At 50.8% G+C, this 15,421-nt stretch carries 16 protein-coding genes; 7 read left to right on the forward strand and 9 right to left on the reverse strand.

Annotated elements, in window-relative coordinates; genetic code table 11:
• Positions 1-14: 14 nt before the first annotated feature.
• The 6 genes from porG to A3841_RS08020 all read left to right on the forward strand — a co-directional run bounded on the left by porG (position 15) and on the right by A3841_RS08020 (position 6,545).
• Positions 15-782: a type IX secretion system protein PorG gene (gene porG / locus A3841_RS07995; protein WP_073851764.1), complete on the forward strand. Its 768-nt coding sequence runs from the start codon at positions 15-17 to the stop codon at positions 780-782.
• A 59-nt stretch (positions 783-841) separates the two neighbouring features.
• Positions 842-1,585, forward strand: a complete 744-nt coding sequence (locus A3841_RS08000; RefSeq protein WP_170866160.1) for an isoprenyl transferase — start codon at positions 842-844, stop codon at positions 1,583-1,585.
• Between the two features lie 11 nt (positions 1,586-1,596).
• Positions 1,597-4,128, forward strand: a complete 2,532-nt coding sequence (gene bamA / locus A3841_RS08005) for an outer membrane protein assembly factor BamA (RefSeq protein WP_073851765.1) — start codon at positions 1,597-1,599, stop codon at positions 4,126-4,128.
• Positions 4,129-4,146: 18 nt separating this feature from the next.
• On the forward strand, positions 4,147-4,806 hold the full coding sequence (locus A3841_RS08010) for an OmpH family outer membrane protein (protein WP_073851766.1): 660 nt from the start codon (positions 4,147-4,149) through the stop codon (positions 4,804-4,806).
• A 30-nt stretch (positions 4,807-4,836) separates the two neighbouring features.
• Positions 4,837-5,433 carry an OmpH family outer membrane protein gene (locus tag A3841_RS08015; protein WP_073851767.1) on the forward strand — a complete coding sequence of 199 codons (597 nt, stop codon included), beginning with the start codon at positions 4,837-4,839 and terminating at the stop codon, positions 5,431-5,433.
• 77 nt (positions 5,434-5,510) lie between these two features.
• On the forward strand, positions 5,511-6,545 hold the full coding sequence (locus tag A3841_RS08020; protein ID WP_073851768.1) for an RluA family pseudouridine synthase: 1,035 nt from the start codon (positions 5,511-5,513) through the stop codon (positions 6,543-6,545).
• A 200-nt stretch (positions 6,546-6,745) separates the two neighbouring features.
• On the opposite strand, the gene A3841_RS08025 is transcribed toward A3841_RS08020, so the two are convergent.
• The 9 genes from A3841_RS08025 to mazG all read right to left on the reverse strand — a co-directional run bounded on the left by A3841_RS08025 (position 6,746) and on the right by mazG (position 14,929).
• A complete protein-coding gene (locus A3841_RS08025; protein WP_073851769.1) occupies positions 6,746-8,389 on the reverse strand; it encodes a tetratricopeptide repeat protein in 1,644 nt (547 codons plus the stop codon).
• A gap of 34 nt (positions 8,390-8,423) precedes the next feature.
• Entirely contained in the window at positions 8,424-9,362 is a 939-nt protein-coding gene (locus tag A3841_RS08030; RefSeq protein WP_073851770.1) for a PstS family phosphate ABC transporter substrate-binding protein, read from the reverse strand.
• Positions 9,352-9,609, reverse strand: a complete 258-nt coding sequence (locus A3841_RS08035) for a hypothetical protein (RefSeq protein WP_073851771.1) — start codon at positions 9,607-9,609, stop codon at positions 9,352-9,354. The genes A3841_RS08030 and A3841_RS08035 overlap by 11 nt, the downstream gene beginning before the upstream one ends.
• Before the next feature lie 113 nt (positions 9,610-9,722).
• Complete coding sequence (locus tag A3841_RS08040) at positions 9,723-10,565, reverse strand: energy transducer TonB (RefSeq protein WP_073851772.1); 843 nt, start codon at positions 10,563-10,565, stop codon at positions 9,723-9,725.
• Positions 10,566-10,754: 189 nt separating this feature from the next.
• Positions 10,755-11,585 carry an energy transducer TonB gene (locus A3841_RS08045; protein WP_073851773.1) on the reverse strand — a complete coding sequence of 277 codons (831 nt, stop codon included), beginning with the start codon at positions 11,583-11,585 and terminating at the stop codon, positions 10,755-10,757.
• Between the two features lie 3 nt (positions 11,586-11,588).
• Positions 11,589-12,110: an ExbD/TolR family protein gene (locus tag A3841_RS08050; RefSeq protein WP_073851774.1), complete on the reverse strand. Its 522-nt coding sequence runs from the start codon at positions 12,108-12,110 to the stop codon at positions 11,589-11,591.
• A gap of 19 nt (positions 12,111-12,129) precedes the next feature.
• A complete protein-coding gene (locus tag A3841_RS08055) occupies positions 12,130-12,735 on the reverse strand; it encodes an ExbD/TolR family protein (RefSeq protein WP_073851775.1) in 606 nt (201 codons plus the stop codon).
• Between the two features lie 24 nt (positions 12,736-12,759).
• Positions 12,760-13,623, reverse strand: coding sequence for a MotA/TolQ/ExbB proton channel family protein (locus A3841_RS08060; protein WP_073851776.1), 864 nt, complete (start codon positions 13,621-13,623; stop codon positions 12,760-12,762).
• 496 nt (positions 13,624-14,119) lie between these two features.
• Positions 14,120-14,929 (reverse strand): nucleoside triphosphate pyrophosphohydrolase, encoded by an 810-nt coding sequence (gene mazG / locus A3841_RS08065; RefSeq protein ID WP_073851777.1) that lies wholly within the window; start codon positions 14,927-14,929, stop codon positions 14,120-14,122.
• Between the two features lie 148 nt (positions 14,930-15,077).
• Between mazG and A3841_RS08070 the strand changes: the two genes are divergently transcribed.
• Positions 15,078-15,338: a hypothetical protein gene (locus A3841_RS08070; RefSeq protein WP_073851778.1), complete on the forward strand. Its 261-nt coding sequence runs from the start codon at positions 15,078-15,080 to the stop codon at positions 15,336-15,338.
• Positions 15,339-15,421: the final 83 nt, after the last annotated feature.

Raw genomic sequence — 15,421 nt, forward strand, 5'->3', positions numbered from 1 at the left:
TTTGCTCAGAATACATGACATTACATACTTTAAAGCAAGCACTCCTTATTTGTCTTCTCGTGCAGATAGGGAGTGTTTTTTTTGGCTCAGATGCAAGCGCCCAGGCACCAAAGCCAGTTACGACCTCCGAGATAGGGATAGGTATCGGCGGCGCCAACTATAAAGGAGAAATATCCCCTAACTACCGCTTACTGAATAACCAGCCTGCGCTCACCGTCTTTTACCGTCGTGATATGTCTAACGCGATCACGCTGCGGGGAGGCCTGATGGGCAGCCATCGGATAGTTGACGATAACACTTTCAGCGATGAGGCTTTTGATGAGCGTCCGCTGCATGCTTTCCGGCAGGCTGAACTGCGCCTGAGCTTGCTGGAGCTTTCGGGCGTGATGGAGTATAACTTCCTGGATTACTATGACCGCAGCCAAAGCCCCCGGCTGTCGCCCTACCTGTTCGTGGGAATCGCTGGCCTGCTGTATAATAAGAAGCTTCACCTGGGAGGGGACGTGGACCGGGAGTTTGACACCGATATGACGGTGGCCATACCCTTTGGCGTGGGCTTAAAGTATGCCCTCAGCACCCACTGGAACCTGGGCCTGGAGTTCGGCGCCCGCAAGACCTTCACAGATAAGATCGATTACCTGCATTCTCCTGAATACCCCGAAAACTTTGCTAACCCCCATGACAAGGACTGGTACTTCTACAACGGTATCAGTATTTCTTATACTTTTTACCGCTATAACTGTCCACCGGTATACAAGAACAGACCGGGCCTCTTAGATTAAATGGCAATCATTCATGGATTTCTCTTGCTTTTTGTAACTTGCGGGGAAATTGTGTTTTAATGAATCTGAAGGAGAGAGTAGACTTAGGCAATTTACCAAAGCACATAGCCGTTATCATGGACGGTAATGGGCGATGGGCGAAGAAAAGGGGCGGCCTGCGTATCTTTGGGCATCAGAACGCTATAAAAGCCGTACGCGACACCGTGGAGGCGGCGGCTGAGCTCGGTGTGGGGTACCTGACGCTGTATGCCTTTTCCACAGAGAACTGGTCGAGGCCCATGGAGGAGGTGTCGGCGCTGATGACGCTGCTGGTATCTACCATCCGTAAGGAAACCGCCACCCTCAACAAGAACAACATACGCCTGCAGACCATTGGCAACACGGCCAGCCTGCCGGCGGCCTGCCAGCGCGAACTGATGGAGGCCGTCGAGATTACCAAAGATAACAACCGCATGACCCTGGTGCTGGCGCTGAGCTACAGTGGGCGCTGGGACATTACGCAGGCGGTGCAACGCGTTGCCGCTGAAGTGGGTCATGGTAGTATACAGGCTGACGAAATAACCGAAACCACCATTGCCGGCTACCTCTCTACAGCAGGTATGCCCGACCCCGAACTATTGATCAGGACCAGTGGCGAGCAGCGCATCAGCAATTTCCTGCTCTGGCAACTAGCTTATACTGAGTTATACATTACAGAGTTGCTTTGGCCCGATTTCCGGAAGGAGCACCTCTACGAGGCAATATTAGCTTACCAAAGCCGTGAGCGCCGCTTCGGTAAGACAAGTGAACAACTAACAAAGTGATAAACACACAAATGATTAGATGCATCTGGGTGCTTGTGTTCCTGCTTACGGCAGGCACGGCCTCTTCCCAAGTACTAAACAGACCTGCCCAGCCGTCTCCGATAGATTACCAGCAGCCGCGCCAGTACCGCATCGGGGAAATCAAGGTGAGCGGTTACAAGTTCCTGGACCCCATTGCGCTTACCTCCCTGACAGGTCTGAAAGAGGGCGACATGATTACGGTGCCAGGGGAAGACGTTAGCCGCGCCATTCAGAACCTGTGGGACCAGGGTATTCTGGGGGATGTGGATGTAACTGCCCGTACCGAGGGGGAGGTTATCTACCTTACGTTTAACCTGACGGAGCGCCCGCGCCTCTCTAACTTCCGCTTCTCCGGCATCAACAAATCGCAGGCCGAGACGCTGCGCGATAAAGTGACTTTGCAGAAAGGCCGTATTGTAACGGATGCCGTGCTCAACAGTACCCGTAACGTGGTGCGGGAGTATTACGTGGATAAGAGCTACCTGAACGTGAAGGTGAACATCACGCAGCGCCCGGACTCCATACTTCCCAACAGCGTGGTGCTGAACATACATGTGGACAAAGGGGATAAGGTGAAAGTTGGCGACATTGAGTTTGTCGGCAACGAGGCCTTTAAGGACAAGAAACTGCAGCGCCAACTCAAAAACACCAAGGAGAAGCGCTTTTACAAGCTCTTCACCTCCTCTAAGTTTAACCGCACCAAGTTCGAGGAAGACAAGGAGGCGCTCATCACGTTCTACAACAGCCAGGGCTACCGCGATGCCACCATCGTTTCTGACTCGGTGTACCGCATCAGCGAGGACCGCCTGGGCATCCGGATTACCGTGGATGAAGGCCAGCAGTACTTTTACCGCGATATCGTCTGGACGGGCAACTACCTCTACGATGACGATTACCTGGCGCGTGTGCTGGGTATCAGCAAGGGCGATGTATACGACCAGGTAGAACTGGAGAAGCGCCTGACCTACAACCCTGCCGGCATCGACGTATCCGCACTTTACCAGAACGATGGTTACCTGTTCTCGAGCATTACCCCGGTGGAGATGCGCGTGGAAGGTGATTCCATTGACCTGGAGATGCGGGTGCAGGAAGGGCCGCAGGCTACCATCAACAAGATCCTTATCTCCGGCAACGACAAGACGAGTGACCATGTGATCCTGCGGGAGATACGTACGTTGCCGGGCCAGAAGTATAGCCGCGATGACCTGATCAGAACCCGGAACGAACTGGCCGCCTTGGGTTACTTCGACCCGGAGACGATCGGCCTGAACCCGATTCCGAACCCGGCAGACGGTACGGTGGATATCGCCTACAGCGTAACAGAGCGCCCGAATGACCAGATCAGCCTTTCCGGCGGCTGGGGCGGACCGATCGGGGCCGTGGGTACCGTGGGCCTGTCACTTAACAACTTTTCTACCCGCAAAATGCTGGACCTGTCGGAGTGGAAACCGATACCTACCGGCGACGGACAGCGCCTGTCGCTGAACGTGCAGGCAAACGGCAAGGCCTACCAGTCTTACTCCTTCTCGTTCACGGAGCCGTGGTTGGGAGGTCGCAAGCCGAACTCCCTTTCTGTAAGCTTGTTTAAAACGATCTACAGGAGAGACCCGAGGATATACAACCCCTACATAGAGGTGGATGATGTAAACGAACTGAGCCGACTGAATGTGGATGGTGCAGCCATAAGCCTGGGCCGCCGCTTGAACTGGCCGGACAACTACTTCTACATGAACCACTCGCTGTCTTATAACCGCTACACCCTGAAGGACTACGGACTGTTCAGCATCGTGCAAGACGGGAAGATGACGACATTTGACAACGGTGTATCGAACAGTATCTCCATCGTGAACACGTTAGGGCGCTCCAGTATCGATAACCCGACGTTCCCAAGGCGCGGTTCAACCTTCTCCTTGAGCATGAACCTGACGCCGCCCTACTCGCTGTTCTCTGACCGTAAAGACAACTTCGAGTATATAGAGTTTAACAAATGGATGTTCGATGCCTCCTACTTTATAAATGTGGCAGGGAATTTGGTATTCAACACAAGGGCGCACTTCGGTTTTGTGGGCACGTACGGTTCCGGCGAGGTTGGGCCCTTTGAGAGGTTTAAACTGGGAGGTTCAGGCCTTGGTGGCGGTAACATCTTCGTGGGAACAGAATACATCGGCCTCCGTGGTTATGACGACGAATCCGTTATAAACTCGAACAACGATCGTCAGTTGCTTCAGGCAGGTGGTATCGCTTACAACAAGTTTGTGTTTGAGGCACGCCAGCTGATATCGCCAAACCCGGCGGCCACCATTTATGGCCTGGCTTTTGTAGAGGCAGGAAATAACTTCGGCAGCTACAAAGACTATAACCCGTTTAAGCTTTACCGCTCGGCGGGTGTGGGAGCCAGGATCTTTATGGCGGCGTTCGGCCTGCTTGGCTTCGACTACGCCTGGAGACTGGATGACCTGCCGGGTGGCATGAATGATAAACGTGGCATGTTCCACTTCATTATCGGCCAGCAGATACGCTAAACCCCGAATTGAATTAGTATGAAAAAGTTTTTGTTCATCTTTTTAACGGGCTTTTTGCTGGCCTCTGTTTCGCAGGCTCAGAAGATTGGCTATATTGACTCAAACTTTATCCTGAGCAAGATGCCAGCCTTTAACCAGGTGCAGCAGGAGATGGACAAGTATGCGGAAGCTTGGCAGCGCGAAATAGAGCAGCTACAGCAGCAGGCTGATAAACTGAAACAGGACTACAAGGCCGAGGAAGTGCTGCTAACAGACCAGATGAAGCAGAAGCGCCAGGCCGAGATCACCAAAAAGGAAAACGAGCTGCGCGATTACCAGCGCAAGGTGTTCGGCTATGAGGGCATGATGTTTAAGCGCCGCCAGGAACTGATGCGCCCGATACAGGATGAGGTATTTGAGGCTGTGGAGAAAGTAGCAAAGGCCCGTGGCGTTCAGATCATGTTCGATAAATCAGGCGACCTGGTGATGATCTACACCAACCCGGTGCATGACTACACCGAGTATGTGCTGGAGGAACTGGGGCTGGCCTCTGACAGGAAGAACACCCCGGGAGCCCGTCCGGCGGATGCCATTGTGGATGACCCTGAGAACCTGCCTGAGGTAGGGGAGGGCGAGCAAGAGCCGCAACAGCAGGAACCGCCTGCCAAAAAAGCAACAAAGAAGAAGTCTAACAACTAAACGTCTAAATACTTATTAACCAACCAACCAATGATGAACAAGATTAAACTACTAGTAGCAGCGTTCTTTATGATCAGCTTTGCGTCTTTTGCCCAAAGCAACGACCAGCCGCTAAAGATTGGTTATACTAACGTAGAGTATATTCTGCTGCAATTGCCGGAGAGCAAGCAAATAGAGTCGCAGTTGAAAGACCACAGCACCCAGCTTGAAAACCAGCTGAAGACCAAGTACTCAGAGTATGAGACCAAGCTGCAGGCTTACGAGAAAGGCGCAGCTACCATGGATGCCACCATCCGTGAGGACAAGGAAAAAGAACTGATGGGCCTGAACAACTCTATCCAGGAGTTCCAGCGTAATGCCCAGATGTCGCTGCAGCAAAAAGAGAAATCTTTGGTAGACCCGATCATCACAAAGATCGACAAGGCTATTAAGGATGTGGCGAAAGAGAACGGCTATACTTACGTAATCAGCAACCAGGCGCTGCTTGCCGGTCCAGAGGATGGCGATATCTCTCCGCTTGTACTGAAGAAGCTTGGCGTTGACCCTTCTAAAGTACAGCAGACTCCAGAGCCAGCTGCTGCAAAGCCAGCGGCTACACCAGCTAAGAACAACAAGAAAAAGAACTAAGTAAGCTATTTTCTATAGTTTGGGAAAGCCGTTGTGTATACTTCGGCTTTCCTTTTTTTATACCAGTAAGTATACCCGTGGTAGAGTACACAGAAACAGAAGGCATAGAAGACTCAGACGAGCTGTATGAGCACCACCGCATTGTAGTGGACAAGGGGCAGGCTTTGCTGCGCCTGGATAAGTTCCTGATGGACCGCCTGCCAAACGTGACGCGCAACAAGCTGCAGAGCGCCATTCGCTCGGAGTCGGTGCAGGTGAACCAGAAGCCGGTAAAGGTGAGTTATAAGGTAAAGCCACAGGATGTGATTACCATTACCCTGGCAGAGCCCCCGCGCGACACGGACATCGTGCCGGAGAACATCCCGCTGAACATACTTTACGAGGATGAGGAGCTGCTGCTGGTGAACAAGACGGCCGGCATGGTAGTGCACCCGGCCTATAACAACTGGAACGGCACGCTTGTGAATGCGCTGACGTATCACCTGCAAAACCTGCCTACGCACCGAAACGGGGAGGGCCGGCCTGGTCTGGTGCATCGCATCGATAAGGACACCTCCGGGCTGCTGGTGATCGCTAAGACAGACTACAGCATGGCTTACCTGGCCAAGCAGTTCTATGACCATAGTATAGAGCGCACCTACTATGCGCTGGTGTGGGGCGTGCCAAAGGAGCAGGAGGGAACCATCACGGGGCATGTGGGCCGCAGCGCCAAGGACAGAAAGGTAATGGCCGTGTACCCTGCCGGAGATTATGGGAAGCATGCCGTAACGCATTACAAGGTGTTGCGCAGCTTTAAATACGTGTCGCTGGTGCAGTGCAACCTGGAGACGGGCAGGACGCACCAGATTCGCGCCCACATGAAGCACATTGGCCACCCGCTTTTCTCCGACGCTACCTACGGCGGTGATAAGATCCTGAGCGGAATGCCCACCGGTACCTACAAATCATTTGTAGAAAACGCCTTCAAATTGATGCCACGACAGGCGCTCCATGCGAAGTCTTTGGGTTTTCTTCACCCATCCACCAAAGAGTTCCTGCAGTTCGACTCTGAATTGCCGGAGGACTTTAGGGCGGTGCTGGAGAAATGGGCGCTGTATGCGGATCAGCTGTAAAGTATAAGGGGATGTCCAAACGCTAAAGTTCAGGACTTTATACTTTAGAAGGGGGCAACTTCCACTGTCCCGGCAGCCTGATACTGCGTTCCCCAAAGTATAAATGCCTGTTTTAGGCAAGTGAGAAGCAAAGCCTCTATAAAACAGAAAGCCCGCTACAAAGTAGCGGGCTTTCTGTTTTATACTTATCCGAAGTTCTGTTACTTCTTTCTAGGCGTCTTAGAGATCTCTTTTAGAGCGGCTTCTGCCTGCGGGTTGCTTGGGTCCAGGGTTCTCACCTCTGTCCAGTATTTCACAGCGTTGTCGCGCTCTCCTTTGATGTAGTAGTAGTAACCCAGGTAAGAGTTCGCCTCGATCAGGTCACGCTTATACTTCTCCTTCTCATTACCGGTCTTCTCGATGAACTGCTCGTAGTATGGCTTGGCCAAACCTTGCTCAGTTTCCGGATCCTGGCTGGCGTTAGCGCGGGCTCTCCACAGGTAGCCGTATGCGTAGTCGGCGTTAGCCTCCGTCACCTTACCATACGTCTCGTCAGCCTTTTTAAAGTACTCATTCGCCTTAGCCGTGTTGCCGTTGGCAGCCTGCTCCTCACCGGCCATCATGTAGATGTTGCCAATGTAGTAATAGTCGGAGTTGCTTGGGGCAGTGTTCTCACGCTTGCGGTCGTATACCGCAATGGCTTTGTCGTACTGGTTGCTACGCGCATAAGCAGTGGCCAGTTCCGCATAAAGCTCCACGTTGGCGTTGTTCATGGCGAGCGCCTTCTCCAGGTTCTCGATAGCCTTCTCGTGCTGGTTGTTCTTAGACAGGATTCGGCCGTAGTACTCGTAATCCTCCGCAATCAGCTTGTTCGGATCAGCTTTCTGCATGTGCGTCTCCATCGCCTGCAGTGCTTTGTCCGGCTGACCCAGCTCTAAGTATGAGTACGCTCTCAAGCGGTTCATTACCATGTTGTCCGGCTGCTGCTGCAGTACCTTCTCCGCCGTTTTCAATGCCTGGTCGTAGTTCTTTGTCAGGAACAGGAAGGAAGCATACTTTGCCTTGGTGTCTGGTGTGTTCTCAGCCATATCCACATACTTCTGGAACGTAGACAAAGCCTTGTCATACTGTCCGGCAAAGTAGTACAGCTCGCCCAGGTCGCGGTAAGCAGGGGCAAAGTTAGGGTCGATCTCGATGGCCTTCAGGAACGCCTGCTCCGCCTCGTTGTAATTACGTGAGCTGGTGTACAGCTGGCCACGCTTCAGGTAAGCATTTGCGTTCTGTGGGTCTAACTGGATGGCTCTGTCGTAGCTCGACATGGCTTGGCCGCCATTTTTAAGCGCCAGGTAGGCATCCCCCATAATCACGTTGGCGGTTGCGTTCTTGTTGTCACGCTCCAGCGACTGCTTCAGGTAGTCGATACCCTTTTTGATCTGTGCCTCTGTCGCGTTTGGTGCGCTTACATAAGCCTCACCGATCATGGCAAGTACATACGCGTCTTTTTTGCCTCTGCCGCTCAGCGCCTCGTTAAAGTGTTGCTCAGCCTTGGCCTGATCGCCCTGTTCCATCGCAATCTTTCCTAATCCTACATGGTTGATGTAAGATTTCTTATTGGCAGCGATTCCCTTGTTAAAGTAATATGCTGCCGAATCTGGCTGGCTGGTGCGCAGGTAAATATCGCCCAGGTTAAAGTAGGCGTTATCGGCTGTGCTCTTATTATTCAGCTGAGATTTATAGATAGATTTAGCTTCTTCATAGCGCTCCAGGTCAACGGCCCTTCTGCCTGCATCACCTGTTTGCGCAAATGCTGCAGTAGCAGGGAAAGCAGCCGCCATCAAAGCGATGTACTTCCAGTTTTTAGTCATCTTTTAATAGTTTAGTTGTTGCTGTTTTGGTTTATCAGTCTAGGCTTATTATCCTGACAGGCATAGTTGCCGGCACTAGCCCTGACTTTAGGATAAGGCGCTGGCCTTTGTCACTTGCTACGTAAGATGCAAAACCTGTGCCAAGTCCTGTACGGCCCTCAGTGCTAATGATATACAGGAAACGGCGCAGCGGGTAAGCTTCCTGAGCAATGTATGCCTGGTAAGGCTGGTAATAGTCTTCTGTTGTAACCGGCGCTGGGTCTTCGCTGATGCCGAGCACTTTGATCCTGTTCAGGAAGCCTACTACGGTCGAGTCATCGAAATCGCTCACCCAGTTCACCCCAATGACGCCTAGTGCATTTTTATTCTCCTCTACATAGTCTACCAAGGCTTTGTGTGAGTTTGATGCAAACGTGTTTGCCGGCAGTTTATTGCCTGCAATCAACGAGTCTCGTACGTAGCGGGCAGTGCTGGAGTTGTTGTTATCAAAAACTATCGTGATGTCACCGAGTGGGGAGTCCTTCTCCAGGCTTTTCCAGCTTTTTACCTCGCCGTTGAAAATCTGCTTTAACTCATCCATCGTCAGCAGCGAGTCCGGGTTCTGCCTGTTGGTGATCAGCGCCACCGCGTCGATCGCGATCTTGGTCACGCGCGCTACCCTGTTGTTCTTTTTGAATACAGCATTCTCCTCCTCTGTCAGCTCCCGGGAGAGTACGGCAATTTTCGTGCTGTCGTTGAGCAGGTCCTTTACAACCTGCCCCTCTGGCTTGTAGGCTGCGTTTACGTTGGCATACTTGTAGATGCCCTCGAATGTGTTGATCTCCGACTCAATAATAGGCTGAAACGACTCATCCACACTGATGTTGATGGTGCCAGATGTCGGGGTGTCTAATTTGGTGCTGGGGTCGCCGCCGCAACTGGCCAGGGCCAGAAGAGAGGCAAAGGCTGCTATAGGTCGTAAATTAATCTTCATATCTGTTTTTGTTGGAACGCGTGCTGTTGTAAACTCTTACAAATCTAACAATCCCGTATAATATGAGAATCCCACCTAAGGCATACTTCATACTATCCGGTATATCCAGGTTCAGGCTATCCCCCGCAAACATGATAAAAATGCCCATAGCCACATAGAGCAGCGTCATGATGATGCCGAAGATACGGGCAAATTTCCCAAACATACTTTGCTTTGGTGTGTTGTCGTCTCTTCTTGGTCTTATCATGTGTGGCTTTTCTGTTTTTAACTCTTAAAAATAAACCTATTGCTTATAAAATGAAAGCAGAAGCTAACAAAACTACTATGTTGCTTCTGCTCTCCTCAGTCTTTCCCTATTATTTACTGCATTTTAAATCGTATCGGCAAAGTATAACGCACCGGAACCGCGCGTCCGTTTTGCCTGCCTGGCTCCCATTTCGGCATGTTTTCTATTACGCGTGCTGCCTCCTCTTCGGTTCCGAACCCAAGGCCTTTCAGCACTTTCACGTCTGTTATCTGGCCGTTTGCGCCTACAACAAACGTTACTACCACGGTTCCCTCTATCCCGTTGCTTTGCGCAGGTGCCGGGTAGCGCAGCTTGCGGCTTAAGTATAGCATCAGGTCATCTACCCCGCCTTTAAATTGTGGCATCTGGTCCACCACTATAAAGGGTTCCGTTTCGGCGGGTGCTTCTCCTGTGCCTCCCTCCAAGCCTAAGGGCGGGTCTTCTGTTATACTTACTGATGGTATTTCAGGCAGGTTACCTTCTATTTTCTCGGTGCCGATATTCACCTCCGACAGCCTGCTTTGGTCTGGCACCGTCTCAGTGGTTTCTGTCGCATTGTTTACTACTTCTATGTTCGTAAACTTCTCTGTGGCCACGTTTTTCTCGGGTGCGGGTGCAGGAGGGGGTGCTACAGCTTTCTCAGGTTCCAGGTTTGGTACGGGTGGGGGCGGCAGCACCAGCACCACCGGCTCCTTTATGTCGAAGACGGGTTTTACATACTTCGCCGGATCTGAAAAGAAGATCGTGTCTACCAGCGGACCGACCAGAGCCCCGGAAAATGTCGCTATCGCGAGTGTGGATGCCAGCAGCATGTGCTTGCTGTACTTGCGGCGCAGGTAATAAGCTCCATACGCTTTGTTCCGCCCTCTGAACACAATGTTGTTGAAGGTCGTGCTTAAGAAATAGCTCTTTTCCATGGCTTTGGGGTTTATGGTTATACAATCTTTCTAAGGCATTGCGGTAGTAGCTGGGTTAAAGTTAGAAATGTGTTGTTTTCTGAATATACGGAATTATATATTGATTGTATGCATGCAGCGTGTTTTATTTTATGGGCACAAAAAAAAGCCCAGCCGGTTAGGGCTGGGCTTTTATAGCAGCTAAGCTGCTTATTTAATCGTGAATCGTACTGGAAGTGTGTAGCGAACAGGCACTGCTCTACCGTTCTGCTTTCCTGGAGTCCACTTCGGCATTGATTTAACAACGCGTACAGCTTCCTCGTCAGTACCGGCTCCAAGGGCTTTCACCACCTGGATATCGGAGATCTCTCCTGTGTTGCTCACCACGAATGATAGTACCACAAGGCCTTCCACTCCGGCACGTTGTGCAGCGGCTGGGTAGCGGATGTTCTTGCCTAAATACCTCATCATTTCGGTGTCGCCACCCGGGAAGGTTGGCATCTGCTCCACGTAAGTATAAGGCTTCTCCTCTACTACTTCTGCTACCACATCGCTTGTTCCGTCAATCTCGCCTAAGTCCATTGGTGCGTTAGGGTCTCCCTCTACGGTTTCGATACCTGCATCAACTTCCTCAAGAACATCCACATCCGGAATTTCCTCCTCTTCCTGAACTTCTTCGTCACGCTTCACTACCGGCGGGGTGTACTTTACAGTAGCACGCACTGGTGGTGGCGGTGGCGGAAGATCTGGCGGCGGCGGCGGCGGTGGCGGCGGCGTAGCCTCATCTAATGGTGGTGGTGGGGCCAGGTCTACTTCTGTTACAATTCGCTCTACCACTTGCTCTTCCTCCTGGTCTCCTTTGATCATTTTAGAGATCAAAGGAATACTGATGAAAAGGAAGAACAGTATGATTGCTACGATAGCGGCAACCGTGATATGCTTGTTGTAAAGTCTGCGAAGTAGGTAGGCACCGTACGCTCTGTTACGTCCTTCGAAGACGATATCATCGAGCGATGCTTTTGCTAACTTACTTGCGTCCATATCTTAATTTCCAATTTGTTCTTGTAACAACTTCTTGTCTGAATCGGCAATATCTACCATTGCAAACTTCTTGGTATCCGTTATTTTTAACTCATCCAGGATGTCCACCATGTTCTTATAGCGCGATCCCTCCATCGGCTTCACCATCACGGTCATCTTTTCGTTCGACTTCACCTGCGGTGAAGTAAGAACTTTACGGATGCCGCCTGCTGCGTAGCTCGACTCGATTACCTCCGGATTATCTTCTGCAAGACCAAAATAATAGAATACCTTATCATCCTCACCAAGTATAATGGTCATGGCATTACTTGCCTTAAGGAGTGTTTGGGAATCTGGATTGTCATCCTTCACAGGCATGTTGATTTCCATGGTCTGTGGCTTATTAAAAGTCGTGGTAAGCATGAAGAATGTAATCAGAAGGGCGGCAAGGTCTACCAGCGGCGTCATGTCGATTTTGGTCGACGAGCGTTTGGCGCGTTTCTTACCACCTTTACCGGAGTCGGCTTGTTCTTGAATCTCTGCCATTTTCTTATCTCCTTTCTAATTATAAATTCGTAGGCTTCGCTTCCATGTCCGTAATCAGGTTAAACCTGTTTACTTTTCTGTCTTGCAGGATATCGATTACACGCTTTACAGTCGGGTACTCGGCATCTTGGTCGCCCTTGATCGCTATAACCACCTTAGGGTTCGTTAAGCGTGTCTGCAGGATCCAGTCGCCCAGCTCGTTACGAACGGAGTCGATTGGAATACCTGGCTGGTTTACCTCCTTGCGTGCTGAAGACTCCATGGCGAGCAAAGACTTAAGTTGGCTCATAGGCACTCCGAAGTTGCTCAGGAGAGAGAATGTCTTCTTCTCCTCTTCAGTGAATCCTACGCCATACTTGCCCGCCATCTTGTCAAGTAGCGCTTCCTTTGTTTGCTGCCCATCAACTCCAAAGAACACTCGGCTATCTTTGTCTACTGTAATCGTAATTACGTTAGTGTCCGGGATTTTGATCTCTGACGCCGATGAAGGCGTGTCTACTATAACAGCCTCGTCAGGACGGGCTGATGCAGTCAGCATAAAGAAAGTAACCAGCAAGAAGAATAAGTCCACCATTGGCGTCATGTCCAACGAGGGGTTTTTCCTTTTTACTTTTACTTTAGGCATTTTATCTGGTTAATACGGTTTAACTTAAACAGTTTGTGGTCTGGCAGCTGTGTCGTGCTGTGCTGTGAAGGTAGACACCATGCTGAAGCCAGCCTCATCGATGCTGTAAGTAAGTTCGTCGATCTTGCTAGTGAAGTAGTTGTAAGCGATGATCGCGATAGTAGAACCTGTAATACCCAGGGCTGTGTTGATAAGGGCCTCAGAGATACCGTTTGCAAGAGCTACGGAGTCCGGAGCACCTGAAGTGGCAAGCGCCGAGAAGGCCTTGATCATACCAAGTACCGTACCTATCAGACCAACCAGTGTAGAGATAGAGGCGATTGTTGAGATAACCACCAGGTTTTTCTCCAGCATTGGCAGCTCAAGCGAAGTAGACTCTTCGATTTCCTTCTGGATAGCGGCTACTTTCTCAGCCTTCAGCAGTTCTGGTTCGTTCTGCATTTCCTTGTACTTCAGCAGGCCGGCTTTCACCACGTTAGCAACAGAACCTTTTTGTGCGTCGCAGGCAGCGATAGCACCGTTCACGTCGCGCTGGTTCAGTTTGGCGGAGATGTTACGCACGAAGTCAGCAACGCTCTTGGTTCCTTTTGCTTTACCGATGGTCAGGGCACGCTCGATAGCGAAGATGAATACCAACAGGTTCAGGGTAAGCAGAATTGGCACTACCCATCCACCTTTGTAAACGATGCCAAGATAGTTGCCCGGAAGCGGGTGGTTAGCCGGATCATTGCCTTCGAAGTTGGCAGGGTTGCCAAAAACGAACATATAGATAAGCACACATGCTATCAGGGCGATCGGAATTACGATGGTCGCAAATAGAGAGCCTACCGCACTTGGTTTTTTCTCTACATTAGCATTCTTGCTCACTACTGCAGTCTTTTTTTCCATTTTGATTAAAGTTTAAAGTTTAGCTGTTTGTGTTGTAATAAAAAAAAGTTGTGTAAGTATAAAATGTAATTGTTTCGTTTTTAGTTCTTTACTGAATTTGCAATCTAATATTTTTCTGAATTTTGCGTACTGTAACCCCCGGTGAAATTTAGGTAAAAGCCTACAACTGCAGCTTTAGCTGCCTAAATTTAAGCTATTATCTTTCAGGATTCCAAATTTACGGTAATACAATATCGTAAATTATTAATCATAAAGTTTGTTTCAAAGTGTAAACACCGGTGCCCGCGGCGTTGCCTTTGTCTCCTGCTGTGCATTGTTTTACCAAACAGGGTGGGTGTTAGGGTAGATGGGGCAAGTAGGGTGGTGGCTGGCTTTCTATCGTGATTTACCCTTGCTTTTACCAGCACCGCTGCGCACTACCTGCACTGCCCTTCTCCTGAGTTTAGAGAAAAGCGCAATAAATATAAGTAATAAATTTATTAAGCGACACGCACACCTATAGTTTTTTTGCTTTGTTCCAATAAAAATCCATTTCCTGCAGGGTCATATCCTGTAGCTGCTTGCCATCTTTAGCCGCCTCTGTCTCAATGTACTGGAAGCGCGAGATAAACTTCAGGTTGGTGCGCTCCAGGGCCTCCTCCGGGTTGATGCCTGCAAAGCGGGCGAAGTTGATGAGCGAAAAGAGCAGGTCGCCAAACTCGGCGGTGGCTTTTTGCTGGTCTATGGCTGCGGTGTCCTCTATGTTAAACTCGCTGGCGAACTCGTTTAGTTCCTCCTGCACCTTGGCCCATACCTGGCTTTTGTCGTCCCAGTCGAACCCGGCGCCGCGTGCCTTCTCCTGTATGCGCATGGCCTTCACCAGCGCGGGCAGCGATTGAGGTACTCCTCCCAGCACAGATTTGTTGCCCTCCTTCAGTTTTAGCTTTTCCCAGTTCTGCTTTACCTCCTCCTCGCTGTCGGCCTTGGTGTCGCCGTAGATGTGCGGGTGCCGGAAGATAAGCTTCTCGCACTGGGCATGCAGCACGTCGGCAATATCGAAGGCGCCCTGCTCAGAGGCTATCCTGGCGTAGAAAACCAGGTGCAGCATAATGTCGCCGATCTCCTTCTTCACTTCCTGCACTTCTCCTTTAAGTATGGCGTCAGAAAGCTCGTAGGTTTCCTCTATCGTCAGGTGACGCAGGCTCTCCATGGTTTGCTTGCGGTCCCAGGGGCATTTCTCGCGCAGGTCGTCCATCACATCCAGCAGGCGGCTAAAGGCCTCGAGTTGGCGCTGGCGATCGTTTTTACCGGGTTGTAAAGTAGTCATAAGGGCAAAGTTACTAAATAATTAGTGTTTATGGCCCGCCCTCCCGAGGCTTAACACTGAATTAACATCCCGGCAGCCTTAATGGCGGGGTGCTGCGTAAGTATAATCCCGGGGAGGAGTTTTATACTATATATAGGAGGCCATACGGATGAAGAAGAAAAAGGAAAAGGAGCTTAAAAGGAATGCCGGTTCGGTGGCTGCCGTACAGTCGCAGGTGGCGTTTGCGCGCTCGGCCACGGTGTTGGCCTTGGTAAGCGTGGGGGCCATGGCGGTGGGGGGGCTGGCCATCGGGCACCTAGCTATGAAAAAGCTCGCCCTCAAATCCGGTGAGGTAGACAGCCTTCGGGTAAACGACCCGGAGGTGGGGCGGCTGAAGGTAAAGGAACGGATAACCGAGCACAAAGTATAACTGCCCCGCAGCAAGCTGTTTGACAGCACTATGGCTAATGCAGCCCATGCCAATTAGTTGCCGCGCAAGTGGTGAGCAGGTAT

Origin of the sequence: Pontibacter flavimaris, assembly GCF_001907195.1 — a bacterium.
GTDB classification, from domain to species: Bacteria; Bacteroidota; Bacteroidia; order Cytophagales; family Hymenobacteraceae; genus Pontibacter; species Pontibacter flavimaris.

Excerpts from the sequence above, each read along its gene's own strand:
- porG (WP_073851764.1), top strand. The coding sequence starts at position 15 with ATGACATTACATACTTTAAAGCAAGCACTCCTTATTTGTCTTCTCGTG.
- A3841_RS08000 (WP_170866160.1), top strand. The coding sequence starts at position 842 with ATGAATCTGAAGGAGAGAGTAGACTTAGGCAATTTACCAAAGCACATA.
- bamA (WP_073851765.1), top strand. The coding sequence starts at position 1,597 with ATGATTAGATGCATCTGGGTGCTTGTGTTCCTGCTTACGGCAGGCACG.
- A3841_RS08010 (WP_073851766.1), top strand. The coding sequence starts at position 4,147 with ATGAAAAAGTTTTTGTTCATCTTTTTAACGGGCTTTTTGCTGGCCTCT.
- A3841_RS08015 (WP_073851767.1), top strand. The coding sequence starts at position 4,837 with ATGATGAACAAGATTAAACTACTAGTAGCAGCGTTCTTTATGATCAGC.
- A3841_RS08025 (WP_073851769.1), bottom strand. The coding sequence starts at position 8,389 with ATGACTAAAAACTGGAAGTACATCGCTTTGATGGCGGCTGCTTTCCCT.
- A3841_RS08030 (WP_073851770.1), bottom strand. The coding sequence starts at position 9,362 with ATGAAGATTAATTTACGACCTATAGCAGCCTTTGCCTCTCTTCTGGCC.
- A3841_RS08035 (WP_073851771.1), bottom strand. The coding sequence starts at position 9,609 with ATGATAAGACCAAGAAGAGACGACAACACACCAAAGCAAAGTATGTTT.
- A3841_RS08040 (WP_073851772.1), bottom strand. The coding sequence starts at position 10,565 with ATGGAAAAGAGCTATTTCTTAAGCACGACCTTCAACAACATTGTGTTC.
- A3841_RS08045 (WP_073851773.1), bottom strand. The coding sequence starts at position 11,585 with ATGGACGCAAGTAAGTTAGCAAAAGCATCGCTCGATGATATCGTCTTC.
- A3841_RS08050 (WP_073851774.1), bottom strand. The coding sequence starts at position 12,110 with ATGGCAGAGATTCAAGAACAAGCCGACTCCGGTAAAGGTGGTAAGAAA.
- A3841_RS08055 (WP_073851775.1), bottom strand. The coding sequence starts at position 12,735 with ATGCCTAAAGTAAAAGTAAAAAGGAAAAACCCCTCGTTGGACATGACG.
- A3841_RS08060 (WP_073851776.1), bottom strand. The coding sequence starts at position 13,623 with ATGGAAAAAAAGACTGCAGTAGTGAGCAAGAATGCTAATGTAGAGAAA.
- mazG (WP_073851777.1), bottom strand. The coding sequence starts at position 14,929 with ATGACTACTTTACAACCCGGTAAAAACGATCGCCAGCGCCAACTCGAG.
- A3841_RS08070 (WP_073851778.1), top strand. The coding sequence starts at position 15,078 with ATGAAGAAGAAAAAGGAAAAGGAGCTTAAAAGGAATGCCGGTTCGGTG.